Consider the following 17,791-nt stretch of genomic DNA (forward strand, 5'->3'; position numbering starts at 1 on the left):
CTCGATGTCATGAACGCGACCACGGCGCTGTTCTTCGGAACCACAGCGCTTCTCCTCGCCGGTCCGGTGCCGGGGCTGCTCGCCCGCGCCACCTGGCCGCACCGCAACCCCCGGGCCGCCCTCGTGCTGTGGCAGTCCGTGGCCCTGGCGGCGGTGCTCTCCGCGTTCTCCTGCGGCCTGGCCATCGCCGCCCGCCTCCTCGCACCCGGCGCCGACGGCCGACCCACCACCGGGCCCCTCGAAGAGATCGACGCCCTCGGTCTGCCCCTGTGGCTGACCTACGTCATCGTCTTCGCCCTGACCGTGTTCATCGGTGCCCGCCTGACCTTCTCCATGCTGCGCGTCGCGGTACGCACCCGCCGCCGCCGCTCCCGCCACCGCATGCTCGTCGACCTGCTCGACCGCCGCGAGAGCGGCGCCGCCGTCCGCCACCACCCGCACGTGCGGATCCTCGACACCGCCGACCCCATCGCCTACTGCCTGCCCGGGCTGCGGCACCGGGTGGTGCTCAGCGAAGGCACCCTCGACAACCTCGGCGACGACGAACTACGCGCGATCCTGCGCCACGAACACTCCCACCTGCGCGCCCGCCACGACCTCATCCTCGAGGCGTTCACCGCCGTCTACGAAGCGTTCCCCCGCGTCGTGCGCTCCGGCTCGGCGCTCGGCTCGGTCAAACTGCTCGTCGAGCTGCTCGCCGACGACTCCGCCGTCCGCAAGACCGGCCCCGCACCGCTGGCCCGCGCCCTCGTGGCCTGCGCCGGCGCCCACACGCCCACCGGCGCCCTCGCCGTCGGCGGACCGAGCACCGTGCTGCGCGTGCAGCGCCTCACCGGACCGGGGCCCAACCTCGGCATTTCCGCCGCCGCCTACACCGCCGCCGCCGCCATCCTCGTCGTACCCACCATCGCCGTGGCGGTGCCCTGGCTCACCGAACTGTCCCTGCTGCTCGGCCTCTGAGCCGCGACACGCCGCGCCGTTCGGCCCGCCCCGATTTCGATCGGCCCCCGTTTCGGGGGAAGCTGTAGACCATGACCGTCGAACGCACCGAAACACCGCAGGCCCAGATCGGCGTGACCGGACTGGCCGTGATGGGCTCGAACATCGCCCGCAACTTCGCCCGCCACGGCTACACCGTCGCCCTCCACAACCGCAGCATCGCCAAGACCGACGCGCTGCTCGCCGAGCACGGCAGCGACGGCACCTTCGTCCGCACCGAAACCATCGACGAATTCGTCGCCGCCCTCGAAAAGCCGCGCCGCGTCCTGATCATGGTCAAGGCAGGCGACGCCACCGACGCGGTCATCAACGAGCTCGCCGACGCGATGGAACCCGGCGACATCATCATCGACGGCGGCAACGCCCTCTACACCGACACCATCCGCCGCGAAGCCGCCCTGCGCGCCCGCGGCCTGCACTTCGTCGGCGCCGGCATCTCCGGCGGCGAGGAAGGCGCCCTCAACGGCCCGTCCATCATGCCCGGCGGCCCCGCCGAATCGTACGAGGCGCTCGGCCCGCTGCTCGAAACCATCGCGGCCCAGGTCGACGGCACCCCCTGCTGCACCCACATCGGCCCCGACGGCGCCGGCCACTTCGTGAAGATGGTTCACAACGGCATCGAATACGCCGACATGCAGCTCATCGGCGAGGCCTACCACCTGCTGCGCGACGCCCTCGGCTACGACGCCGGGCAGATCGCCGACGTCTTCGCCGACTGGAACACCGGCACCCTCGAGTCCTACCTCATCGAGATCACCGCCGAGGTGCTGCGCCAGACCGACGCCGCCACCGGCAAACCCCTCGTCGACGTCATCGTCGACGCCGCCGAACAGAAGGGCACCGGCCGCTGGACCGTCAAAGCCGCCCTCGACCTCGGCGTCCCCGTCACCGGCATCGCCGAAGCCGTCTTCGCCCGCGCCCTGTCCGGCTCCCGCGACCAGCGCGCCGCCGCCCGCGGCCTTGCCGCCGGCAACCTCGGCGCCGCCCCCACCGACGCCGCGCAGTTCACCGAGGACATCCGCGCCGCCCTGTACGCGTCGAAGATCGTCGCCTACGCGCAGGGCTTCGACCAGATCGCCGCCGGCAGCGCCGAATACGGCTGGAACGTCGACCGCGCCGCGCTCGCAACGATCTGGCGCGGCGGCTGCATCATCCGCGCCCAGTTCCTCAACCGCATCAAAGAGGCCTACGACGCCGACCCGGCCCTGCCCAGCCTGATCCTCGCACCGTACTTCCGCGACGCCATCGAGATCGGCATCGACAGCTGGCGGCGCGTCGTGGTCACCGCCACCCAACTCGGCATCCCCGTCCCGGCCTTCGCGTCGTCGCTGTCCTACTACGACGGGCTGCGCGCCGACCGGCTGCCCGCCGCCCTCACCCAGGGCCAGCGCGACTTCTTCGGTGCCCACACCTACGAGCGCACCGACAAGCCCGGCAAGTTCCACACCCTGTGGAGCGGGGACCGCTCCGAAGTGCAGGCCTGACCCGATGACGGGCACGGCAGTCGCCGTCCTGTGCGCACTCGCCGCCGCCGCGCTCATCGCGGTCGGCAGTGTCGCGCAACAGACCTCGGCCGCTGCCGTGCCCGACACCGACTCCTTCGTCGGCTCGCTGCTGCGCAGCCCCCGCTGGTGGGCGGGCATCCTCGGCGACGGCGGCAGCTACGTACTGCAGGTCATCGCGCTCGTCTTCGGATCGGTGCTGCTCGTCCAGCCCCTGCTCGTCGCGTCACTGCTGTTCGCGTTGCCGCTCGCCGCCGCCACCACCGGCCGCCGCGTCACCCGCACCACCTGGCTACTCGCCGGCGCACTGTGCGCGGCGCTGGCGATCTTCCTGCTCGCCGGCAACCCCAGCGAAGGCACCGGAGATGCCGCCGCCGCCCGCTGGGCGCTGCCGCTCGGAACGGTGCTCGCCGTCACCGCCGCCGCAGTCGTCGTCGCCCTCCTCTCCCCGCGACGGCGGGCACTGTCGTTCGGGATAGCCGCCGGCGTCCTCTACGGCGTGACCAGCGCGTTCACCAAACACGTCACCGACCTCGCCGAACACGGCATCCCGCAACTGCTCGGCTCGTGGCAGACCTGGACACTCGTCGCCGCCGGCGCCACCGCGATCTACCTGCAGCAACGTGCCTTCCAGGCCGGATCGCTCACCGCATCGCTGCCCGCCCTGACCGTCGGCGAACCGCTCGCCGCGATCGTGCTCGGCATGACCGTGCTCGGCGAACACCTGCGCACCGACGGCCCCGGACGGATCCTCGTCAGCGCCGCCGTCGTCGTGATGCTCGTGACCACCGTGGCGCTCTCCCGCGCCCAGGCCGCCGACACCCCCGCCGACGCCGCGGCTACGCCCGCCCCAGCACCGCCACCAGAAACTCCGCGTCATCGCTGAACGGCCGCAGATCCCAGGTCGACAACCGCACCTGCACCGCCAGACCCGCCTGCTGCGCATCGGCGAAGAACTCCTCGAACGGATACTCACGGCCCGCCCCGAAACCGATCACCCCCCGGCCCTGCGGCGCCAGATGCGCCGCGAAATTGCGCAGCACCGCCACCCGGGTCGACGGCGCCACGAAGGTCATCACATTCCCCGCGCACACGATCACATCGAAATCGGCGTCGACACCGCGGGCCGGCAGATCCAGCTCGGCCAGATCCCCCACCAGCCACCTCGGCCCCGGATGATCCTCCTCCGCCGCCGCGATCAGCACCGGATCGACATCCACCCCGACCACACTGTGCCCGGCCCGATGCAGATAACCGCCGAGCCGGCCCGGCCCGCACCCTGCGTCGAGGATCCGCGCCCCACGCGGCACCATCGCATCGATCAACCGGGCCTCCCCGACAGTGTCCTGCCCCTGGGCGACCATCGCACGGAACCGTTTGACGTACCACGACGAATGCGCCGGATTCTCCGCCACGATCTCCTCCCACCGGCTCGGCACCCGCTCGCCGCCACCGTGTTCCGGACCCTCGCCGCCGCTCATCCACGCTCCTTCGTTCCACCGGGACACCTGCTCGATCCCCACCGTAGGCGCCGCGCCGTCACCGGCACCGCAACACACGGCAACCACCCTCAGTAGAATCGGTACCCGTCGAAACCACTTCCGGCAAGCAGACACCGTCCGCGACCGGACCCGACGAGAGGACACCGGTGCCCGCGGCACCCACAGCCACCCCACCGCCCGACACCTCCTCCCCCTGCACGGAGTGCGACTCCGGGCCGGAAGGATCCTCTATCGGGCCGGGGCACCACCCCGGCCACCACCCCGCCCGGCAGGACCGCCTCTGATGTCCGTCCTGCTCGATATCGTCGCGCTCCTCGGCTTCGTGGCGCTCACCGCAGGCACCGCCCTGTTCGTCGCCGCCGAGTTCTCCCTGACCGCCCTCGAACGCAGCGCCGTCGACGCGCACGCCCACGACGGCGACCGGCGCGCCCGGCAGGTCCAGCACGCGCACCGCACCCTGTCGTTCCAGCTGTCCGGCGCCCAGCTCGGCATCACCATCACCACACTGATCACCGGCTATCTCGCCGAACCGATCCTCGCGCAGTTCTTCACCCCGCTGTTCGACGCGATCGGATTGAGCACCTCCGTCGCCTCGACCGCCTCGCTGATCCTCGCGCTGCTCATCGCCACGTCCTTCTCCATGGTCTTCGGCGAACTGGTCCCCAAGAACATCGCCATCGCTCGGCCCATGGGCACCGCCCGCGCCACCGCCGGTCTCCAACTGGCGTTCTCCCTGCTGTTCCGCTGGGCGATCCTCGGACTCAACGGCGCCGCCAACCACATCGTGCGGCGCTTCGGCATCGAACCGGCCGAGGAACTGCGCTCAGCGCGTTCCCCGCAGGAGCTCGGTTCGCTGGTGCGCGCCTCGGCCCGCAGCGGCACCCTCGACGAGCACACCGCCCGCCTGGTCTACCGATCCCTGCAGTTCGGGGACCGCACCGCCGAGGACCTCATGACCCCGCGCAGCACCGTCGAGAGCCTCGACCGCAACGCCACCGTCCTCGACCTCATCGAACTGTCCGCCCGCACCGGCTACTCCCGCTTCCCGATCGTCGACGGCGACCTCGACGCCCCGCTCGGCGTCGTGCATGTCAAGCACGCGTTCACCGTGCCCGGCCCGGCGCGCGGCACCACCGCCGTCGGCGCCCTCGCCCGCCTCGTGCCCACCGTGCCGACCAGCCTCGACGGCGACACCGTCATGGAACGGGTGCGCTCGGACGGCATGCAGGTCGCGCTCGTCGTCGACGAATACGGCGGCACCGCCGGACTGATCACCATGGAGGACCTCGTCGAGGAGATCGTCGGCGACGTCCGCGACGAACACGACGAGACCGAACTCGACGCCCACCGCGACGGAGAGGGCTGGTCGTGCACGGGTCTGCTGCGCACCGACGAGCTCGCCCAGCTCACCGGCTACCGCGCCCCCGACGGCGACTACGAGACCCTCGCCGGGCTGATCCTCACCGAACTCGGCCGCATCCCCGAGGTCGACGACGAGATCCAGCTGCCGCTGCGCCGCGGCGAACGCGACCTCACCTGGTACGCGCGCATCCTCGAGATGGACGGGCACCGCATCGACCGGGTGCTGCTCGTCCCCGGCGCCGCCCCCGACCCCGAGAACCCCGACGGCGACAGCGATGGGGACAGGGACGACAGCGACGACGCCCCCGCTGCCGACGAGGGTGGTGAGCGTCGATGAGCGACTGGTTCGCGATCGTCCTCGCCGTTCTGCTGCTCGCCGGCAACGCCTTCTTCGTCGGCGCCGAGTTCTCCCTCATCACCGTCCGACGCGACCGGCTCGAGACACTGCTCGCCCAGGGCAAGACCCGCGCCCGCACCGTCATCCACGCCGGCGAACACCTCTCGCTCATGCTCGCCGGCTCCCAGCTCGGCATCACGATCTGCTCGATCCTGCTCGGCCGCGTCGCCGAACCGGCCATCGCGCACCTGATCGAGGTACCGCTGCATGCGGCCGGGGTGCCCGACGCGCTGCTGCACCCCATCGCGTTCACCATCGGGCTCACGATCGTGGTGGTACTGCACATCCTGCTCGGCGAGATGGTGCCGAAGAACATCGCCATCGCCGGCCCGGAACGCGCCGCGATGCTGCTCGTGCCGATCCACCTGCTGTTCATGCGACCCGCCCGGCCGGTCATCGCCTTCTACAACCTGTGCGCCAACGCCACCCTGCGCGCGGCGCACATCGACCCGAAGGACGAACTCGACACCTCCGTCTCCGCCGTGGAGCTCACCGAGATGATCGGTGAATCCCGCTCCGAGGGGCTGCTCGACGCGGAGGAACACAAGCGCCTCACCCGTGCTCTGGCCACCGGCGACCGCACCGTCGCCGACGTGATGATCCCGCTCGCCCGGGTGCGCACCGTCCCGCACACCGGCGCGGGCCCGACCCTCGGCGACGTCGAGCACGCGGTCACCACCACCGGCTTCTCCCGGTATCCCACGCGCCGACCCGACGGCACGATCACCGGCTATGTGCACATCAAGGACGTGCTCGATCTGGTGCGGGAACAGTCCACCGGTCCCGAGACCGTCATCCCTACCGCGGTGATCCGGAAGCTGCCGACCATCGGGATCGGTGACGGTCTCGACGAGGCGCTGGCCGCGCTGCGCCGCAACAACGCGCATCTGGCCGGGGTGACCGACACCACCGGAACGCTGCGGGGCATCGTCGCGCTCGAGGACCTCGTGGAAGAGTTCGTCGGAACGGTCCGCGACGCCACCCACCGGGTCGCGGATCCGCTGGGCAACCGCCCCCGCACCACCGCACCCCGATCGACCGAACGAGAACCATGACCCGCTCCCTGTCCGTGACCGACCGCCCGGCGATCCTCACCGAGAACGAGTGGACCGCGCGGCGCGACGCCCATCACGCCGCCGTGGACGAGCTGCTCGCCGGGCATCTCGAACGACGCGCCGCCGGCCGCACCCATCCCGTGCACGACTTCCTGTTCACCTACTACAACCTGCGGCCGAGCCAGCTGCGGCGCTGGCATCCCGGTTACGGCACCGTGCTGCTCGGCGCGGCCGCGGTGCGCGGCTACCGCGACCATCCGGGCTACGAGCGGGTCACCGTCGACGGGCAGCCGGGGGTGCGGGTGGGCCGGGAGGTGCTCGACCGGCGCGCCGACACCGTCGACTTCGTCGCGGGGCTGCTCACCGCGACGGCCTCCCGGCCGCCGCAGCTCGGCTGCTTCGGATTGAACGAATGGGCGATGGTGTACCGGGCGGGAGCCGACGGGGTGCGGCACTCGTCGGTGCCGTTGCGGCTCGGCCCTACCGGAACCGACACAGTGGTGGAATCAATGCAGCTCCGATGTACCCATTACGATGCGTTCCGGTTCTTCACCCCCGACGCCGTCCCACGCAACGCCACCGAACTGACCCGCGACCAGCAGGTACGCACCGAGCAACCCGGCTGTCTGCACGCCGGCATGGATCTGTACAAGTGGGCGTACAAGCTGCTGCCCCTGACGGATTCGGAGCTGACGGTGCGGTGCCTGCGACACGCGTCCGCAGCCCGTGAATTGGACATGCGGGCGAGCCCGTATGATCTCGAGGACTACGGCTACTCGCCCATCAGGATCGAGACTGCCGCAGGACGCGCACAGTACGTCCGCGAGCAGTCGGCGCTCACCCGTCGCGCCGCAGCTCTGAGAGAAGAGCTGGTGAATCGATGTACCGTCCTGCAGACGCACAGAACCACTGCGTCCGTTACTACCGGCGGGTAACATAATCGACGATTCCGTGTGGCCGGGACGTTTCCGGCCGCACAGCAACCGGAAAGAGTGAGGGTGATGACAGAACGCGTGCAGGTCGGCGGACTCCAGATCGCGCAGGTTCTCTACGACTTCATCAACAACGAGGCCATCCCCGGCAGCGGGGTCGACGCGGACACCTTCTGGGCGGGTACCGACAAGATCGTCCACGACCTCGCCCCCAAGAACCGGGCACTGCTCGCCAAGCGTGACGACCTCCAGGCCAAGATCGACGGCTGGCACCGCGACCGCGCCGGACAGCCCCACGACCCCGTCGCCTACAAGGCCTTCCTCGAAGAGATCGGCTACCTCGTCCCCACCCCCGAACCGTTCACCATCGGCACCGAGAACGTGGACACCGAGATCGCCGAGACCGCCGGTCCGCAGCTCGTCGTGCCCGTCCTCAACGCCCGCTTCGCGCTCAACGCTTCCAACGCGCGGTGGGGATCGCTCTACGACGCGCTCTACGGCACCGACGTCATCCCCGAAGAGGGCGGCGCCGAGAAGGGCACCGGCTACAACAAGGTCCGCGGCGACAAGGTCATCGCCTGGGCCCGCGACTTCCTCGACAAGGCCGCACCCCTCGCGCAAGGCTCGCACGCCGACTCCACCGGCTACAGCATCGACGGCACCGAACTGAAAGTCACCCTCGAGGGCGGCACCGTCACCGGACTCGCCCAGCCCGACAAGCTCGTCGGCTACCTCGGCGACAAGGCCACCCCCTCCTCGGTGCTGCTGCGCAACCACGGTCTGCACATCGAGATCCAGATCGACCCCGAATCCCCCATCGGCAGCACCGACGCCGCCGGCGTCAAGGACGTCGTCCTCGAATCCGCCGTCACCACCATCATGGACTTCGAGGACTCCGTCGCCGCCGTCGACGCCGACGACAAGGTCGTCGGCTACCGCAACTGGCTCGGCCTCAACCGCGGCGACCTGTCCGAGTCCTTCGACAAGGGCGGCAAGACCCTCACCCGTAAGCTGAACCCGAACCGCGTCTACACCGCCCTCGACGGCAGCGACCTCGAACTGCACGGCCGCTCCCTGCTGTTCGTCCGCAACGTCGGGCACCTCATGACCAACCCCGCCATCCTCGACCGCGACGGCAACGAGATCCCCGAAGGCATCCTCGACGCGCTCATCACCAGCCTGTGCGCCATCCACGGCCTGCACATCGACGAGGACCACGGCCCGCTCGCCAACAGCCGCACCGGCTCGATCTACATCGTCAAGCCCAAGCAGCACGGCCCCGAGGAATCCGCCTTCACCACCGAACTGTTCGGCCGCGTCGAAGAGGTCCTCTCCCTGCCCACCAACACCCTCAAGGTCGGCATCATGGACGAGGAGCGACGCACCACCGTCAATCTCGCCGCCTGCATCAAGGCCGCCTCCGACCGCGTGGTGTTCATCAACACCGGCTTCCTCGACCGCACCGGCGACGAGATCCACACCTCCATGGAGGCCGGACCCGTCGTCCGCAAGGCCGCCATGAAGCAGCAGCGCTGGATCGCCGCCTACGAGGACTGGAACGTCGACACCGGCCTCGCCTGCGGCCTGCAGGGCAAGGCCCAGATCGGCAAGGGCATGTGGGCCATGACCGACCTCATGCGCGACATGGTCGAGCAGAAGATCGGCCAGCCCAAGGCCGGCGCCAACACCGCCTGGGTACCCTCACCCACCGGAGCCACCCTGCACGCCACCCACTACCACGAGGTCGACGTCTTCGCGGTCCAGAACGAGCTCCAGGGCAAGAGCCGCGCCACCGTGGACGACATCCTCACCATTCCCCTCGCCGAGAACCCCAACTGGTCCGCCGAGGAGAAGCGCGAAGAACTCGACAACAACTGCCAGTCCATCCTCGGCTACGTCGTGCGCTGGATCGACCAGGGCGTCGGCTGCTCCAAGGTCCCCGACATCCACGACGTCGCGCTCATGGAGGACCGCGCCACCCTGCGCATCTCCAGCCAGCTCCTCGCCAACTGGATCCGCCACGACGTCGTCACCGCCGACGACGTCGTCGCCTCCCTCGAGCGCATGGCCCCCGTCGTCGACCGGCAGAACGAAGGCGACCCCGGCTACCGGCCGCTCGCCCCGAACTTCGACGACAGCATCGCCTTCCAGGCCGCCAAGGAACTCATCCTCGAAGGCACCACGCAGCCCAGCGGCTACACCGAGCCGATCCTGCACCGCCGTCGCCGCGAGTACAAGGCCAAGTACGCCTGACCCGCACACCGACACCACAGGGCCCCGATCCACACGGATCGGGGCCCTGCCCGTCCCCGCACCGCGCGGCGGAGCCGGATCACATCCCGCCCCTCACTAGACTCGACCATCGGATCGACGAACGAAACGAGGCGGACACGACGTGAGCGGGCGACATCGCGGTAGCGGACGACGAGGAATCAGCACCAGCGTCATCGTGGTCACCCTAGGCGTAGTACTCTCCCTGCTCGCCGTCCTCGGCTGGTTCCGCCTCCGCGACAACATCGACAACCAGGCCACCGCCGCCGCCGAAACCTGCGTCGAAGGCGACACCGTCCTGCACATCGCCGCCGACCCCCTCATCGCCCCCGCCCTCACCGAACTCGCCGAACAATGGACCGACGGCGGCGTCCGCGTCATCCGCGACCACTGCGTCACCGCCGAGATCACCGCCGTCGACAGCCTCGCCGCCGCCGACACCCTCGGCACCGACGCCTGGGATCCGACGCTCGGCCCCGAACCCGCCCTGTGGGTACCCCTCGACACCCGTATGAGCGCCCGCGCCGCCGACGCCATCGACGGCACCCCCCGATCCCTCGCCACCTCCCCGGTCGTGCTCGCCGTCCCCACCGACCTCGGCCGCGCCCTCACCACCGCCACCGTCCGCTGGCAGGACCTGCCCCGACTCCAGAACGACCCCGCCGCCATGCGCGAGAGCGGACTCGACATCTGGGGCACCCTCGGCCTCGCCCTGCCCACCGGCACCCAGACCCACGCCACCACCCTCGCCCTCGAAGCCGTCACCGCCGCCACCACCGGCATCGGCGCCGGACCGGTCACCCTCGAACAGGCCGCCACCCCCGCCGCCATCACCGCCGTGAGCACCCTCGCCCTCGGCGCCGACACCCTCGGCGCGGTCGGTACCACCGCCGACACCCTCGCGGCGCTCGGCACCCACCCCGACACCGCGGCCCCGATCCACGCCGTGCCGGTCATCGAACAGCAACTGCACCGCGCCCTCACAGATGGACAGGTCCGCGGCCTCACCGGCCACCTGCCGATCGGCGTCGCGCCCGTCGTCGACTTCCCCACGGCCGTCGTCGACGCCCCCTGGGTCGACGAGACGCTCGCCCGCGCCGCCGCGGAGTTCACCGACTACGCGCGGCGCCCCGAGCAGGCCGGCATCCTCACCGCCCACGGTTTCCGCACCGCCGACGCCGTCCCCGAACCCGCCGGGGAACTTCCGCTGCCCCGCGTCGACACCGTCCTCGCCCCCGCCGACCCCACCGTCGACGACGTCCTCGTCGCACTGCGTCTCGCCCCGGTGTCCCCGCGCAAGGTCACGATGGTCGTCGACACCTCCACCTCCATGGGCACCCCCGCCGGCGACGGCACCCGCCTCACCGCGACCGCAGGCGCCGTACGCGAGGCCATGCGTCGCGCGTCCATCAACTCGGTGATGGGCATGTACGTCTTCGCCGACACCCCCGAGGGACACCGCGTCGCCGTCATCCGCGACGGGCTCACCGCAGCCAAGCGCGCGGCGATGTCCTCGATCCTCGACGACATCGATCTCGTCGACCGCGAACCCGTCTACGCCACTCTCACCGCCGCCTACCGCGACGCCGTCGACAACTACGACCCGGGCCGACCGAACTCCGTACTCGTCGTCGTCGACAGCGACGACCCCGACGAAGCAGCCGCCCGCGACCTGCGCGCCGCGATCGATGAACTCTCGTCCCCCGAGACCCCCGTGCGGATCGACGTCGTCGTCCTCGGCGACCGCGCCGACCTCGTCCTCGAACAGGCCGCCGAAGCCACCGACGGCAGCCTCACCGTCGTCGACACCACCGACCCCGCCGATCTCACCGACCTCCTCCGAAAGCTGACGTCCTGACGTGCTCCGACTTCTCGTCGTGGGGGTCTTCCTTGCCCTCCTCACCTACCTGCTGCATCGACGACTCGTCCGGGCACCCGGCCTGCCGCGACCTGCCGCACTCGCCGCCGATCTCGTCCTCGTCGTCCTGTTCGTGCTCACGCTCGGCGCCTCCGGGGTGGGCACGGTGCTCGATCCTGCCTGGGCCCGCCCCATCGGGTTCCTCGGCTGGAGTTGGTTGGCGGTGGTGCTGTACCTGATGCTCGGGCTCCTGCTCATCGGAGTCGCGTTGTTCGTCGCCCGCCTCGCCCGACGCGGGCAACCCCGGCCGATCACCGAGGACGGCACCGTCGAGACCCCGCGACGGGGGCTGCGTATCGCGACCGCCGTGCTCGTCGTGGCCGCGGTCGCCGCCGTCGGATACGGCACGATCGAGGCCGACCGGCCGCAGATCGTCACTGTGCCCGTCGCCCTGCAGGACCTGCCTGCCGGCTTCGACGGTGCCCGCATCGCGCTCGTCACCGACCTGCACGTCGGACCCTCCCGCGGAGCCGACTTCGTGCAAGGTGTCGTCGACCTCGTCGCCGAGGAGCAACCCGACCTGATCGTGCTCGGCGGCGACCTCGCCGACGGCACCGTCGAACTCGTCGGCTCCGATCTCGAACCGCTCCGGCAACTGCAGGCCCCGCTCGGGGTGTACGGCGTCAGCGGCAACCACGAGTACTACTCCGACGACGCCGAATCGTGGCTGAACCACTGGGAGACGCTCGGTGTACGCACCCTGCGGAACGACCATGTCGTCCTCGAGCGGGACGGCGACGTCGTCGCGCTCGCCGGCGTCCACGACTACACCGCCCCCGAACCGCACCACCCCGACATGCCCGCCGCCCTCGCCGGCATCGCGGACGGTACCCCGGTGATCCTCGCCGCCCACCAGCCGCGGCACGTCGACGAGGCACGCGAGCTCGGAGTCGACCTGCAACTGTCCGGGCACACCCACGGCGGACAGATGTGGCCGCTGCGGCCGTTCGTCTCCCTGGCCAACCCGACCGTCACCGGACTCGACCGCTTCGGCGACACGCAGATCTACACGTCCCAGGGCACCGGCGCGTGGGGACCGCCCGTGCGGGTCGGCACTCCACCGGAGATCTCCGTCCTCGAGCTGACCGCCGCGAACTGACGGCCTTGTCTTAGTGGTTCGGTGAGTTTCGTTGTAGGCAGGGAGACAATTCTGGTTTTCTATGATTTCCGTATCGTTCGGATTTATCCTATCGATGACGATGGCCGACGGACGTGTCCGTCGGCCATCCCCGGCATCAGCCGCTGTACGCCTCCAGGGGCGGGCACGCGCACACCAGGTTCCGGTCGCCGTGTGCGCCGTCGATACGCCGCACCGCCGGCCAAACCTTGGCTCGGCTCTTCCCCATCGGGAACACCGCGATCTCCCGCGAATACGGGTGGTTCCACTCGCCCACCAGGCATTCCGCGGTGTGCGGAGCGCCGCGCAGCGGATTGTCGTCCACCGGCCACTCCCCTGCCCCGACCCGGTCGATCTCACCGCGGATCGAGATCATCGCGTCGATGAACGCGTCGAGTTCGGCGATGTCCTCGCTCTCGGTGGGCTCGACCATGAGGGTGCCGGCCACCGGGAAGCTCATCGTCGGCGCGTGGAAGCCGTAGTCGGCCAGACGCTTCGCGACGTCGTCGACCGTCACCCCCGTCGCCTTCGTCAGCGGACGCAGATCGAGGATGCACTCGTGGGCGACCATGCCGGTCTCCCCCGTGTACAGCACCGGGAAGTACTCGTCGAGACGACGCGCGATGTAGTTGGCCGACGCGATCGCCGTCAGCGACGCGCGACGCAGCCCCTCGGCACCCATCATCTTGATGTACGCCCAGGTGATCGGCAGGATCGACGCCGATCCGTAGGGCGCCGCCGAGACCGGTCCCGCTCCCCCGAGTCCCGGCTCCGCCGGATGGCCCGGCAGGTACGGGGCCAGATGCGAACGGACGCCGATCGGGCCGACACCCGGACCGCCGCCACCGTGCGGGATGCAGAACGTCTTGTGCAGGTTCAGGTGGCTCACATCGCCCCCGAACTTGCCCGGCCGCGCCAGACCCACGAGAGCGTTGAGGTTGGCACCGTCGATGTACACCTGACCGCCGGCGTCGTGCACGGCACCGCAGATGTCGGCGATGTCGTGCTCGTACACACCGTGCGTGGACGGATAGGTGATCATGATCGCGGCCAGGCGCGCACCGTGGTCGGCGATCTTGGCGCGCAGGTCGTCGAGATCGACATCCCCGTTCGGGCGGCACGCGACGACCTCGACACGCATGCCCGCCATCACGGCGGATGCGGCATTGGTGCCGTGCGCGCTCGACGGGATCAGGCAGATGTCCCGATCGGTGTCGCCGCGATCGAGGTGGTAGTGACGGATCGCGAGCAGACCCGCGTACTCGCCCTGGCTGCCGGCGTTGGGCTGCAGGCTCACGGCGTCGTACCCCGTCACCGCGGCGAGCCAGCCTTCGAGGTCGGCGATGAGGCGGCGGATCCCCGCCGTCTGATCCGCCGGAGCGAAGGGGTGCAGACCCGCGAACTCGGGCCAGGTGATGGCTTCCATCTCGGCGGCGGCGTTGAGCTTCATCGTGCACGAGCCCAGCGGGATCATCGTCCGGTCGAGGGCGAGGTCCTTGTCGGACAGGCGCCGCAGGTAACGCATCATCGCGGTCTCGGTGCGGTAGCGGGTGAACGCCGCATGCTGCAGGAACTCGCTGGTGCGGGCAAGGGCCTGCGGCAGCGCCGTTCCCTCGGCGGCGTCCCCGGCGGTGACGCCGAAGGCGCGCAGGACCGCGTCGACGTGCGCCGCGGTGGTGGCCTCGTCGCACGAGATCGACACGTGATCGTCGTCGACCCGGTGCAGGTTGATGCCGGCCTCGAGGGCGGCGGCGAGCACGGCGTCGACACGCCCCGGGACGCGCACGAGGACGGTGTCGAAGAACTCATCGTGGACAACCTCGACGCCACCGGCGCGCAGACCGTCGGCGAGGCGGCGGGCGTGCCCGGCGACGCGGCGGGCGATGCCGGTGAGGCCTTCGGCGCCGTGGTACGAGGCGTACATGGCCGCGAGCACGGCGAGGAGCACCTGGGCGGTGCAGATGTTGCTGGTGGCCTTCTCACGGCGGATGTGCTGCTCACGGGTCTGCAACGCGAGGCGGTAGGCCGGGTTGCCGTCCGCGTCCACCGAGACACCGACGAGGCGTCCGGGCAGGGTGCGGGTGTGGGCGCTACCGACGGCGAGGTAGCCGGCGTGCGGCCCGCCGAAGCCCATCGGCACACCGAACCGCTGGGTGGTGCCGAAGCACGCGTCGGCACCCTGCTCCCCGGGCGGGGTGATCAAGGTCATGGCCAGCAGGTCGGCGCCGATGGCGACGAGCGCGCCGCGGCCGTGGGCTGCCGCGATGATCGGAGCGGCGTCGATGATGCGGCCCGAAGCGCCGGGCACCTGGAGGATCACGCCGAAGAACTCGCCCTCGGGAAGTCCGTCGGCAGCGAGGTCGACGGTGACGATCTCGATACCGAGCGGTTCGGCGCGGGTCGCCAGCACCGCGGCGGTCTGCGCGAACAGGTCGACGTCGACGACCAGGCGCGGGCTCTTGGACTTGCGGTTTGCGCGGCGCAGCAGGGTCATGGCCTCGGCAGCGGCGGTGGCCTCGTCGAGCATCGACGAGTTCGCGATCTCCATGCCGGTCAGGTCGGCGACCATGGTCTGGAAGTTCAGCAGCGCCTCGAGGCGTCCCTGGCTGATCTCCGGCTGGTAGGGGGTGTAGGCCGTGTACCAGGCGGGGTTCTCGATGATGTTGCGCAGCAGCACGGGCGGCGTGAGCGTGTCGTAGTAGCCGTGGCCGATCATCGACGTCGCCACGGTGTTCTGCGACGCGAGTGCCTTCAGTTCGGCGAGTACGTCGTGCTCGGAGCGGGGCGCGTCGAGGACGTCGAGGCCGGTCGGCACGTTGTCTGCACGGTCGTCGAGGATGGCGGCCGGCACCGCGGCGGTGGCGAGGGCGTCGAGGGAATCGACTCCCACGACGTCGAGGATCCGGTTCAGGCCGGCGGTGTCGGGGCCGATGTGGCGATCGGCGAAGTTCGAGGTGACGGCATCTGTCATCGCAGCTCCCGGGCTGGTCGGCGAGGTCCACATGCGCGCGGTCGCGCGAGGTGGTTCCTCCCCCTCTGTCGTGAGCTCGCGGAGCGAGCGCCTGAGAGATTCGGCCGGCCAGAGCCTTTCCCCGTGGGCGGGCGGGTGCTCCCGCCACTTTCCAGAGACGTCGGAGCTCACGCGGTCCCGGTTGCCTGAGAGATTGACGGGGAGGTGCTGCTCCTTCGGCGCCCGGCTCGGTGTCCGGGTCTCTCCCGCGTGATGGCGACGCGTCTTCGAGTCTAGTTCACGTCGCGGGGGTCGAAATACCGCAGGTGCGGAAAGTGCCGCCGGCGGTGGAGTGGAGCGGTCATGTGGTCGGCCGATGCGACATCAGTGGTGTGGTCAGCCGATGCGGCGGTTGATGCGTTCGCGGCGACGCGACGCCAGTTCGTCCTCGGGGCGTTCCTCGACGCCGCCGCCGTCGGCGCGTTCGGCGGGGAAATCGGCGATGCTGCCGGTGAGCTCGCGCATCGCGCCGCTCACCGCGATCCCGAAGACGCCCTGCCCGCCCTGCAGCAGGTCGACGACCTCTTCGGGCGACGTACATTCGTAGACGGTGGTGCCGTCGGAGAAAAGAGTGATCTTCGCGAGGTCGCCCACCCCACGGCTGCGGAGATGGTCGACGGCGACGCGGATGTTCTGCAGCGAGACGCCGGTGTCGAGCAGGCGCTTGACGATCTTGAGGACGAGGATGTCCTTGAACGAGTACAGCCGTTGGCTACCGGAACCGGCAGCCCCGCGGATGGACGGTACGACCAGATTCGTGCGGGCCCAGTAGTCGAGCTGGCGGTAGCTGATTCCTGCGATCTGGCAGGCGATGGGCACGCGGTAGCCGACGAGCTCGTCGGGCGCCGAGTTGTCCGGAAACAGGCCCGGTTGGATCTCGTCGGTCTCGTTCGTCCGCGGCGCCGGATTCGAGCGATCGCCGGAATCGACGCCGAGTGGCTGTCCCTTCGTCCGATCTCGCACTACTGACTCCCTCTCGCGCGCCCAGTTCTGCCTCGCAACGATCGATTGGTGGATCCCCCGACCACATCCGATCATCGAGCCCTCCCAGGCTCACCGAGTCATCCCTGGCGGATCAACTCAGCGTACGCTCCGGTGTTGGGCGTCGGGCTGCGACACGCCGACCGGAAGGCAACGTTCGACATTACTACCGTCACGGCCGACGCGCGCGCCAACGCTCGTCGCCGTGCGACGGACGGCGCTCAGCCGTCCGTCGCCTTGAAATCGTCGGGCGAGACGGAGTCGAGGAACTCCTTGAACTTCTCGACCTCGTCCTCCCGTTCGTCGGGCATGACCAGTCCTGCCTCGGTGAGCACCGGTTCCTCGACGTGGACCGGCGCGCCGATGCGCAAGGCCACCGCGACCCCGTCGGAGGGCCGGCAGGAAACACGCATCCCTCCGTCGAAGACCAGATCCGCGTAGAACGTCCCTTCGCGCAGGTCGACGATGCGCACCTCGCGGAGGTTGCGACCGAACGCCTCGAGGAGGTTCTTGATCAGGTCGTGGGTCAGCGGCCGTGCCGGTTCGACCCCCTGCTGTTCGAGGGCGATGGCGGTCGCTTCGTTCTGCCCGATCCAGATCGGCAGATACCGATCGCCGTCGACCTCCCGCAGCAGGAGGACAGGCTGGTTCTGCGGCTGTTCGATACGAATCCCTACTATCCGCATCTCGCTCATCGCGATGCCTCCGTCCTGCTGCTCGTCGGTGGTGGGACCACCCGACAGGT

General features: G+C 70.1%; 13 protein-coding genes and 1 riboswitch. Of the genes, 9 read left to right on the forward strand and 4 right to left on the reverse strand.

Annotation, left to right across the window (positions count from 1 at the left end):
- Positions 1 to 9: 9 nt before the first annotated feature.
- The 3 genes from IM25_RS18610 (at position 10) to IM25_RS18620 (ending at position 3,387) form a co-directional block, all read left to right on the forward strand.
- Positions 10 to 960 carry a M56 family metallopeptidase gene (locus tag IM25_RS18610; protein ID WP_006552761.1) on the forward strand — a complete coding sequence of 317 codons (951 nt, stop codon included), beginning with the start codon at positions 10 to 12 and terminating at the stop codon, positions 958 to 960.
- A gap of 71 nt (positions 961 to 1,031) precedes the next feature.
- The gene (gene gndA / locus IM25_RS18615) at positions 1,032 to 2,483 is read left to right on the forward strand and encodes an NADP-dependent phosphogluconate dehydrogenase (RefSeq protein WP_006552760.1); all 1,452 of its coding nucleotides are present in this window, start codon (positions 1,032 to 1,034) and stop codon (positions 2,481 to 2,483) included.
- 4 nt (positions 2,484 to 2,487) lie between these two features.
- The gene (locus IM25_RS18620; RefSeq protein WP_024101095.1) at positions 2,488 to 3,387 is read left to right on the forward strand and encodes a DMT family transporter; all 900 of its coding nucleotides are present in this window, start codon (positions 2,488 to 2,490) and stop codon (positions 3,385 to 3,387) included.
- On the opposite strand, the gene IM25_RS18625 is transcribed toward IM25_RS18620, so the two are convergent.
- The gene (locus IM25_RS18625) at positions 3,341 to 3,982 is read right to left on the reverse strand and encodes a class I SAM-dependent methyltransferase (RefSeq protein ID WP_052040139.1); all 642 of its coding nucleotides are present in this window, start codon (positions 3,980 to 3,982) and stop codon (positions 3,341 to 3,343) included. The two genes, IM25_RS18620 and IM25_RS18625, sit on opposite strands and share 47 nt — an antisense overlap.
- Positions 3,983 to 4,286: 304 nt before the next feature.
- Between IM25_RS18625 and IM25_RS18630 the strand changes: the two genes are divergently transcribed.
- The 6 genes from IM25_RS18630 to IM25_RS18655 all read left to right on the forward strand — a co-directional run bounded on the left by IM25_RS18630 (position 4,287) and on the right by IM25_RS18655 (position 13,037).
- Positions 4,287 to 5,702 (forward strand): hemolysin family protein, encoded by a 1,416-nt coding sequence (locus IM25_RS18630; protein WP_033098306.1) that lies wholly within the window; start codon positions 4,287 to 4,289, stop codon positions 5,700 to 5,702.
- On the forward strand, positions 5,699 to 6,817 hold the full coding sequence (locus IM25_RS18635) for a hemolysin family protein (RefSeq protein ID WP_033098307.1): 1,119 nt from the start codon (positions 5,699 to 5,701) through the stop codon (positions 6,815 to 6,817). The genes IM25_RS18630 and IM25_RS18635 overlap by 4 nt, the downstream gene beginning before the upstream one ends.
- The gene (locus tag IM25_RS18640) at positions 6,814 to 7,752 is read left to right on the forward strand and encodes a 3-methyladenine DNA glycosylase (RefSeq protein WP_065996248.1); all 939 of its coding nucleotides are present in this window, start codon (positions 6,814 to 6,816) and stop codon (positions 7,750 to 7,752) included. The genes IM25_RS18635 and IM25_RS18640 overlap by 4 nt, the downstream gene beginning before the upstream one ends.
- Before the next feature lie 66 nt (positions 7,753 to 7,818).
- Positions 7,819 to 10,002, forward strand: coding sequence for a malate synthase G (locus tag IM25_RS18645; protein ID WP_033098309.1), 2,184 nt, complete (start codon positions 7,819 to 7,821; stop codon positions 10,000 to 10,002).
- Between the two features lie 142 nt (positions 10,003 to 10,144).
- A complete protein-coding gene (locus IM25_RS18650) occupies positions 10,145 to 11,878 on the forward strand; it encodes a substrate-binding domain-containing protein (RefSeq protein WP_183079123.1) in 1,734 nt (577 codons plus the stop codon).
- A gap of 1 nt (position 11,879) precedes the next feature.
- The gene (locus IM25_RS18655; RefSeq protein WP_024101098.1) at positions 11,880 to 13,037 is read left to right on the forward strand and encodes a metallophosphoesterase; all 1,158 of its coding nucleotides are present in this window, start codon (positions 11,880 to 11,882) and stop codon (positions 13,035 to 13,037) included.
- 136 nt (positions 13,038 to 13,173) lie between these two features.
- Here the strand turns inward: IM25_RS18655 and gcvP are convergent, their stop codons facing one another.
- From gcvP to IM25_RS18670, 3 genes are all read right to left on the reverse strand, one after another.
- Positions 13,174 to 16,026 (reverse strand): aminomethyl-transferring glycine dehydrogenase, encoded by a 2,853-nt coding sequence (gcvP, locus tag IM25_RS18660; protein WP_033098311.1) that lies wholly within the window; start codon positions 16,024 to 16,026, stop codon positions 13,174 to 13,176.
- A 162-nt stretch (positions 16,027 to 16,188) separates the two neighbouring features.
- Positions 16,189 to 16,284: riboswitch (glycine riboswitch) on the reverse strand.
- Between the two features lie 117 nt (positions 16,285 to 16,401).
- A complete protein-coding gene (locus IM25_RS18665; RefSeq protein ID WP_006552749.1) occupies positions 16,402 to 17,028 on the reverse strand; it encodes a MerR family transcriptional regulator in 627 nt (208 codons plus the stop codon).
- Positions 17,029 to 17,267: 239 nt separating this feature from the next.
- Positions 17,268 to 17,741 carry a bifunctional nuclease family protein gene (locus tag IM25_RS18670; protein ID WP_006552748.1) on the reverse strand — a complete coding sequence of 158 codons (474 nt, stop codon included), beginning with the start codon at positions 17,739 to 17,741 and terminating at the stop codon, positions 17,268 to 17,270.
- Between the last annotated feature and the right edge of the window lie 50 nt (positions 17,742 to 17,791).

This window comes from Rhodococcus sp. p52 (assembly GCF_000763325.2).
GTDB lineage: Bacteria > Actinomycetota > Actinomycetes > Mycobacteriales > Mycobacteriaceae > Rhodococcus > Rhodococcus pyridinivorans.

Bases quoted from the DNA above. Each gene is read 5' to 3' on its own strand.
- IM25_RS18610 (WP_006552761.1), top strand. From the start codon at position 10: ATGAACGCGACCACGGCGCTGTTCTTCGGAACCACAGCGCTTCTCCTC.
- gndA (WP_006552760.1), top strand. From the start codon at position 1,032: ATGACCGTCGAACGCACCGAAACACCGCAGGCCCAGATCGGCGTGACC.
- IM25_RS18620 (WP_024101095.1), top strand. From the start codon at position 2,488: ATGACGGGCACGGCAGTCGCCGTCCTGTGCGCACTCGCCGCCGCCGCG.
- IM25_RS18625 (WP_052040139.1), bottom strand. From the start codon at position 3,982: ATGAGCGGCGGCGAGGGTCCGGAACACGGTGGCGGCGAGCGGGTGCCG.
- IM25_RS18630 (WP_033098306.1), top strand. From the start codon at position 4,287: ATGTCCGTCCTGCTCGATATCGTCGCGCTCCTCGGCTTCGTGGCGCTC.
- IM25_RS18635 (WP_033098307.1), top strand. From the start codon at position 5,699: ATGAGCGACTGGTTCGCGATCGTCCTCGCCGTTCTGCTGCTCGCCGGC.
- IM25_RS18640 (WP_065996248.1), top strand. From the start codon at position 6,814: ATGACCCGCTCCCTGTCCGTGACCGACCGCCCGGCGATCCTCACCGAG.
- IM25_RS18645 (WP_033098309.1), top strand. From the start codon at position 7,819: ATGACAGAACGCGTGCAGGTCGGCGGACTCCAGATCGCGCAGGTTCTC.
- gcvP (WP_033098311.1), bottom strand. From the start codon at position 16,026: ATGACAGATGCCGTCACCTCGAACTTCGCCGATCGCCACATCGGCCCC.
- IM25_RS18670 (WP_006552748.1), bottom strand. From the start codon at position 17,741: ATGAGCGAGATGCGGATAGTAGGGATTCGTATCGAACAGCCGCAGAAC.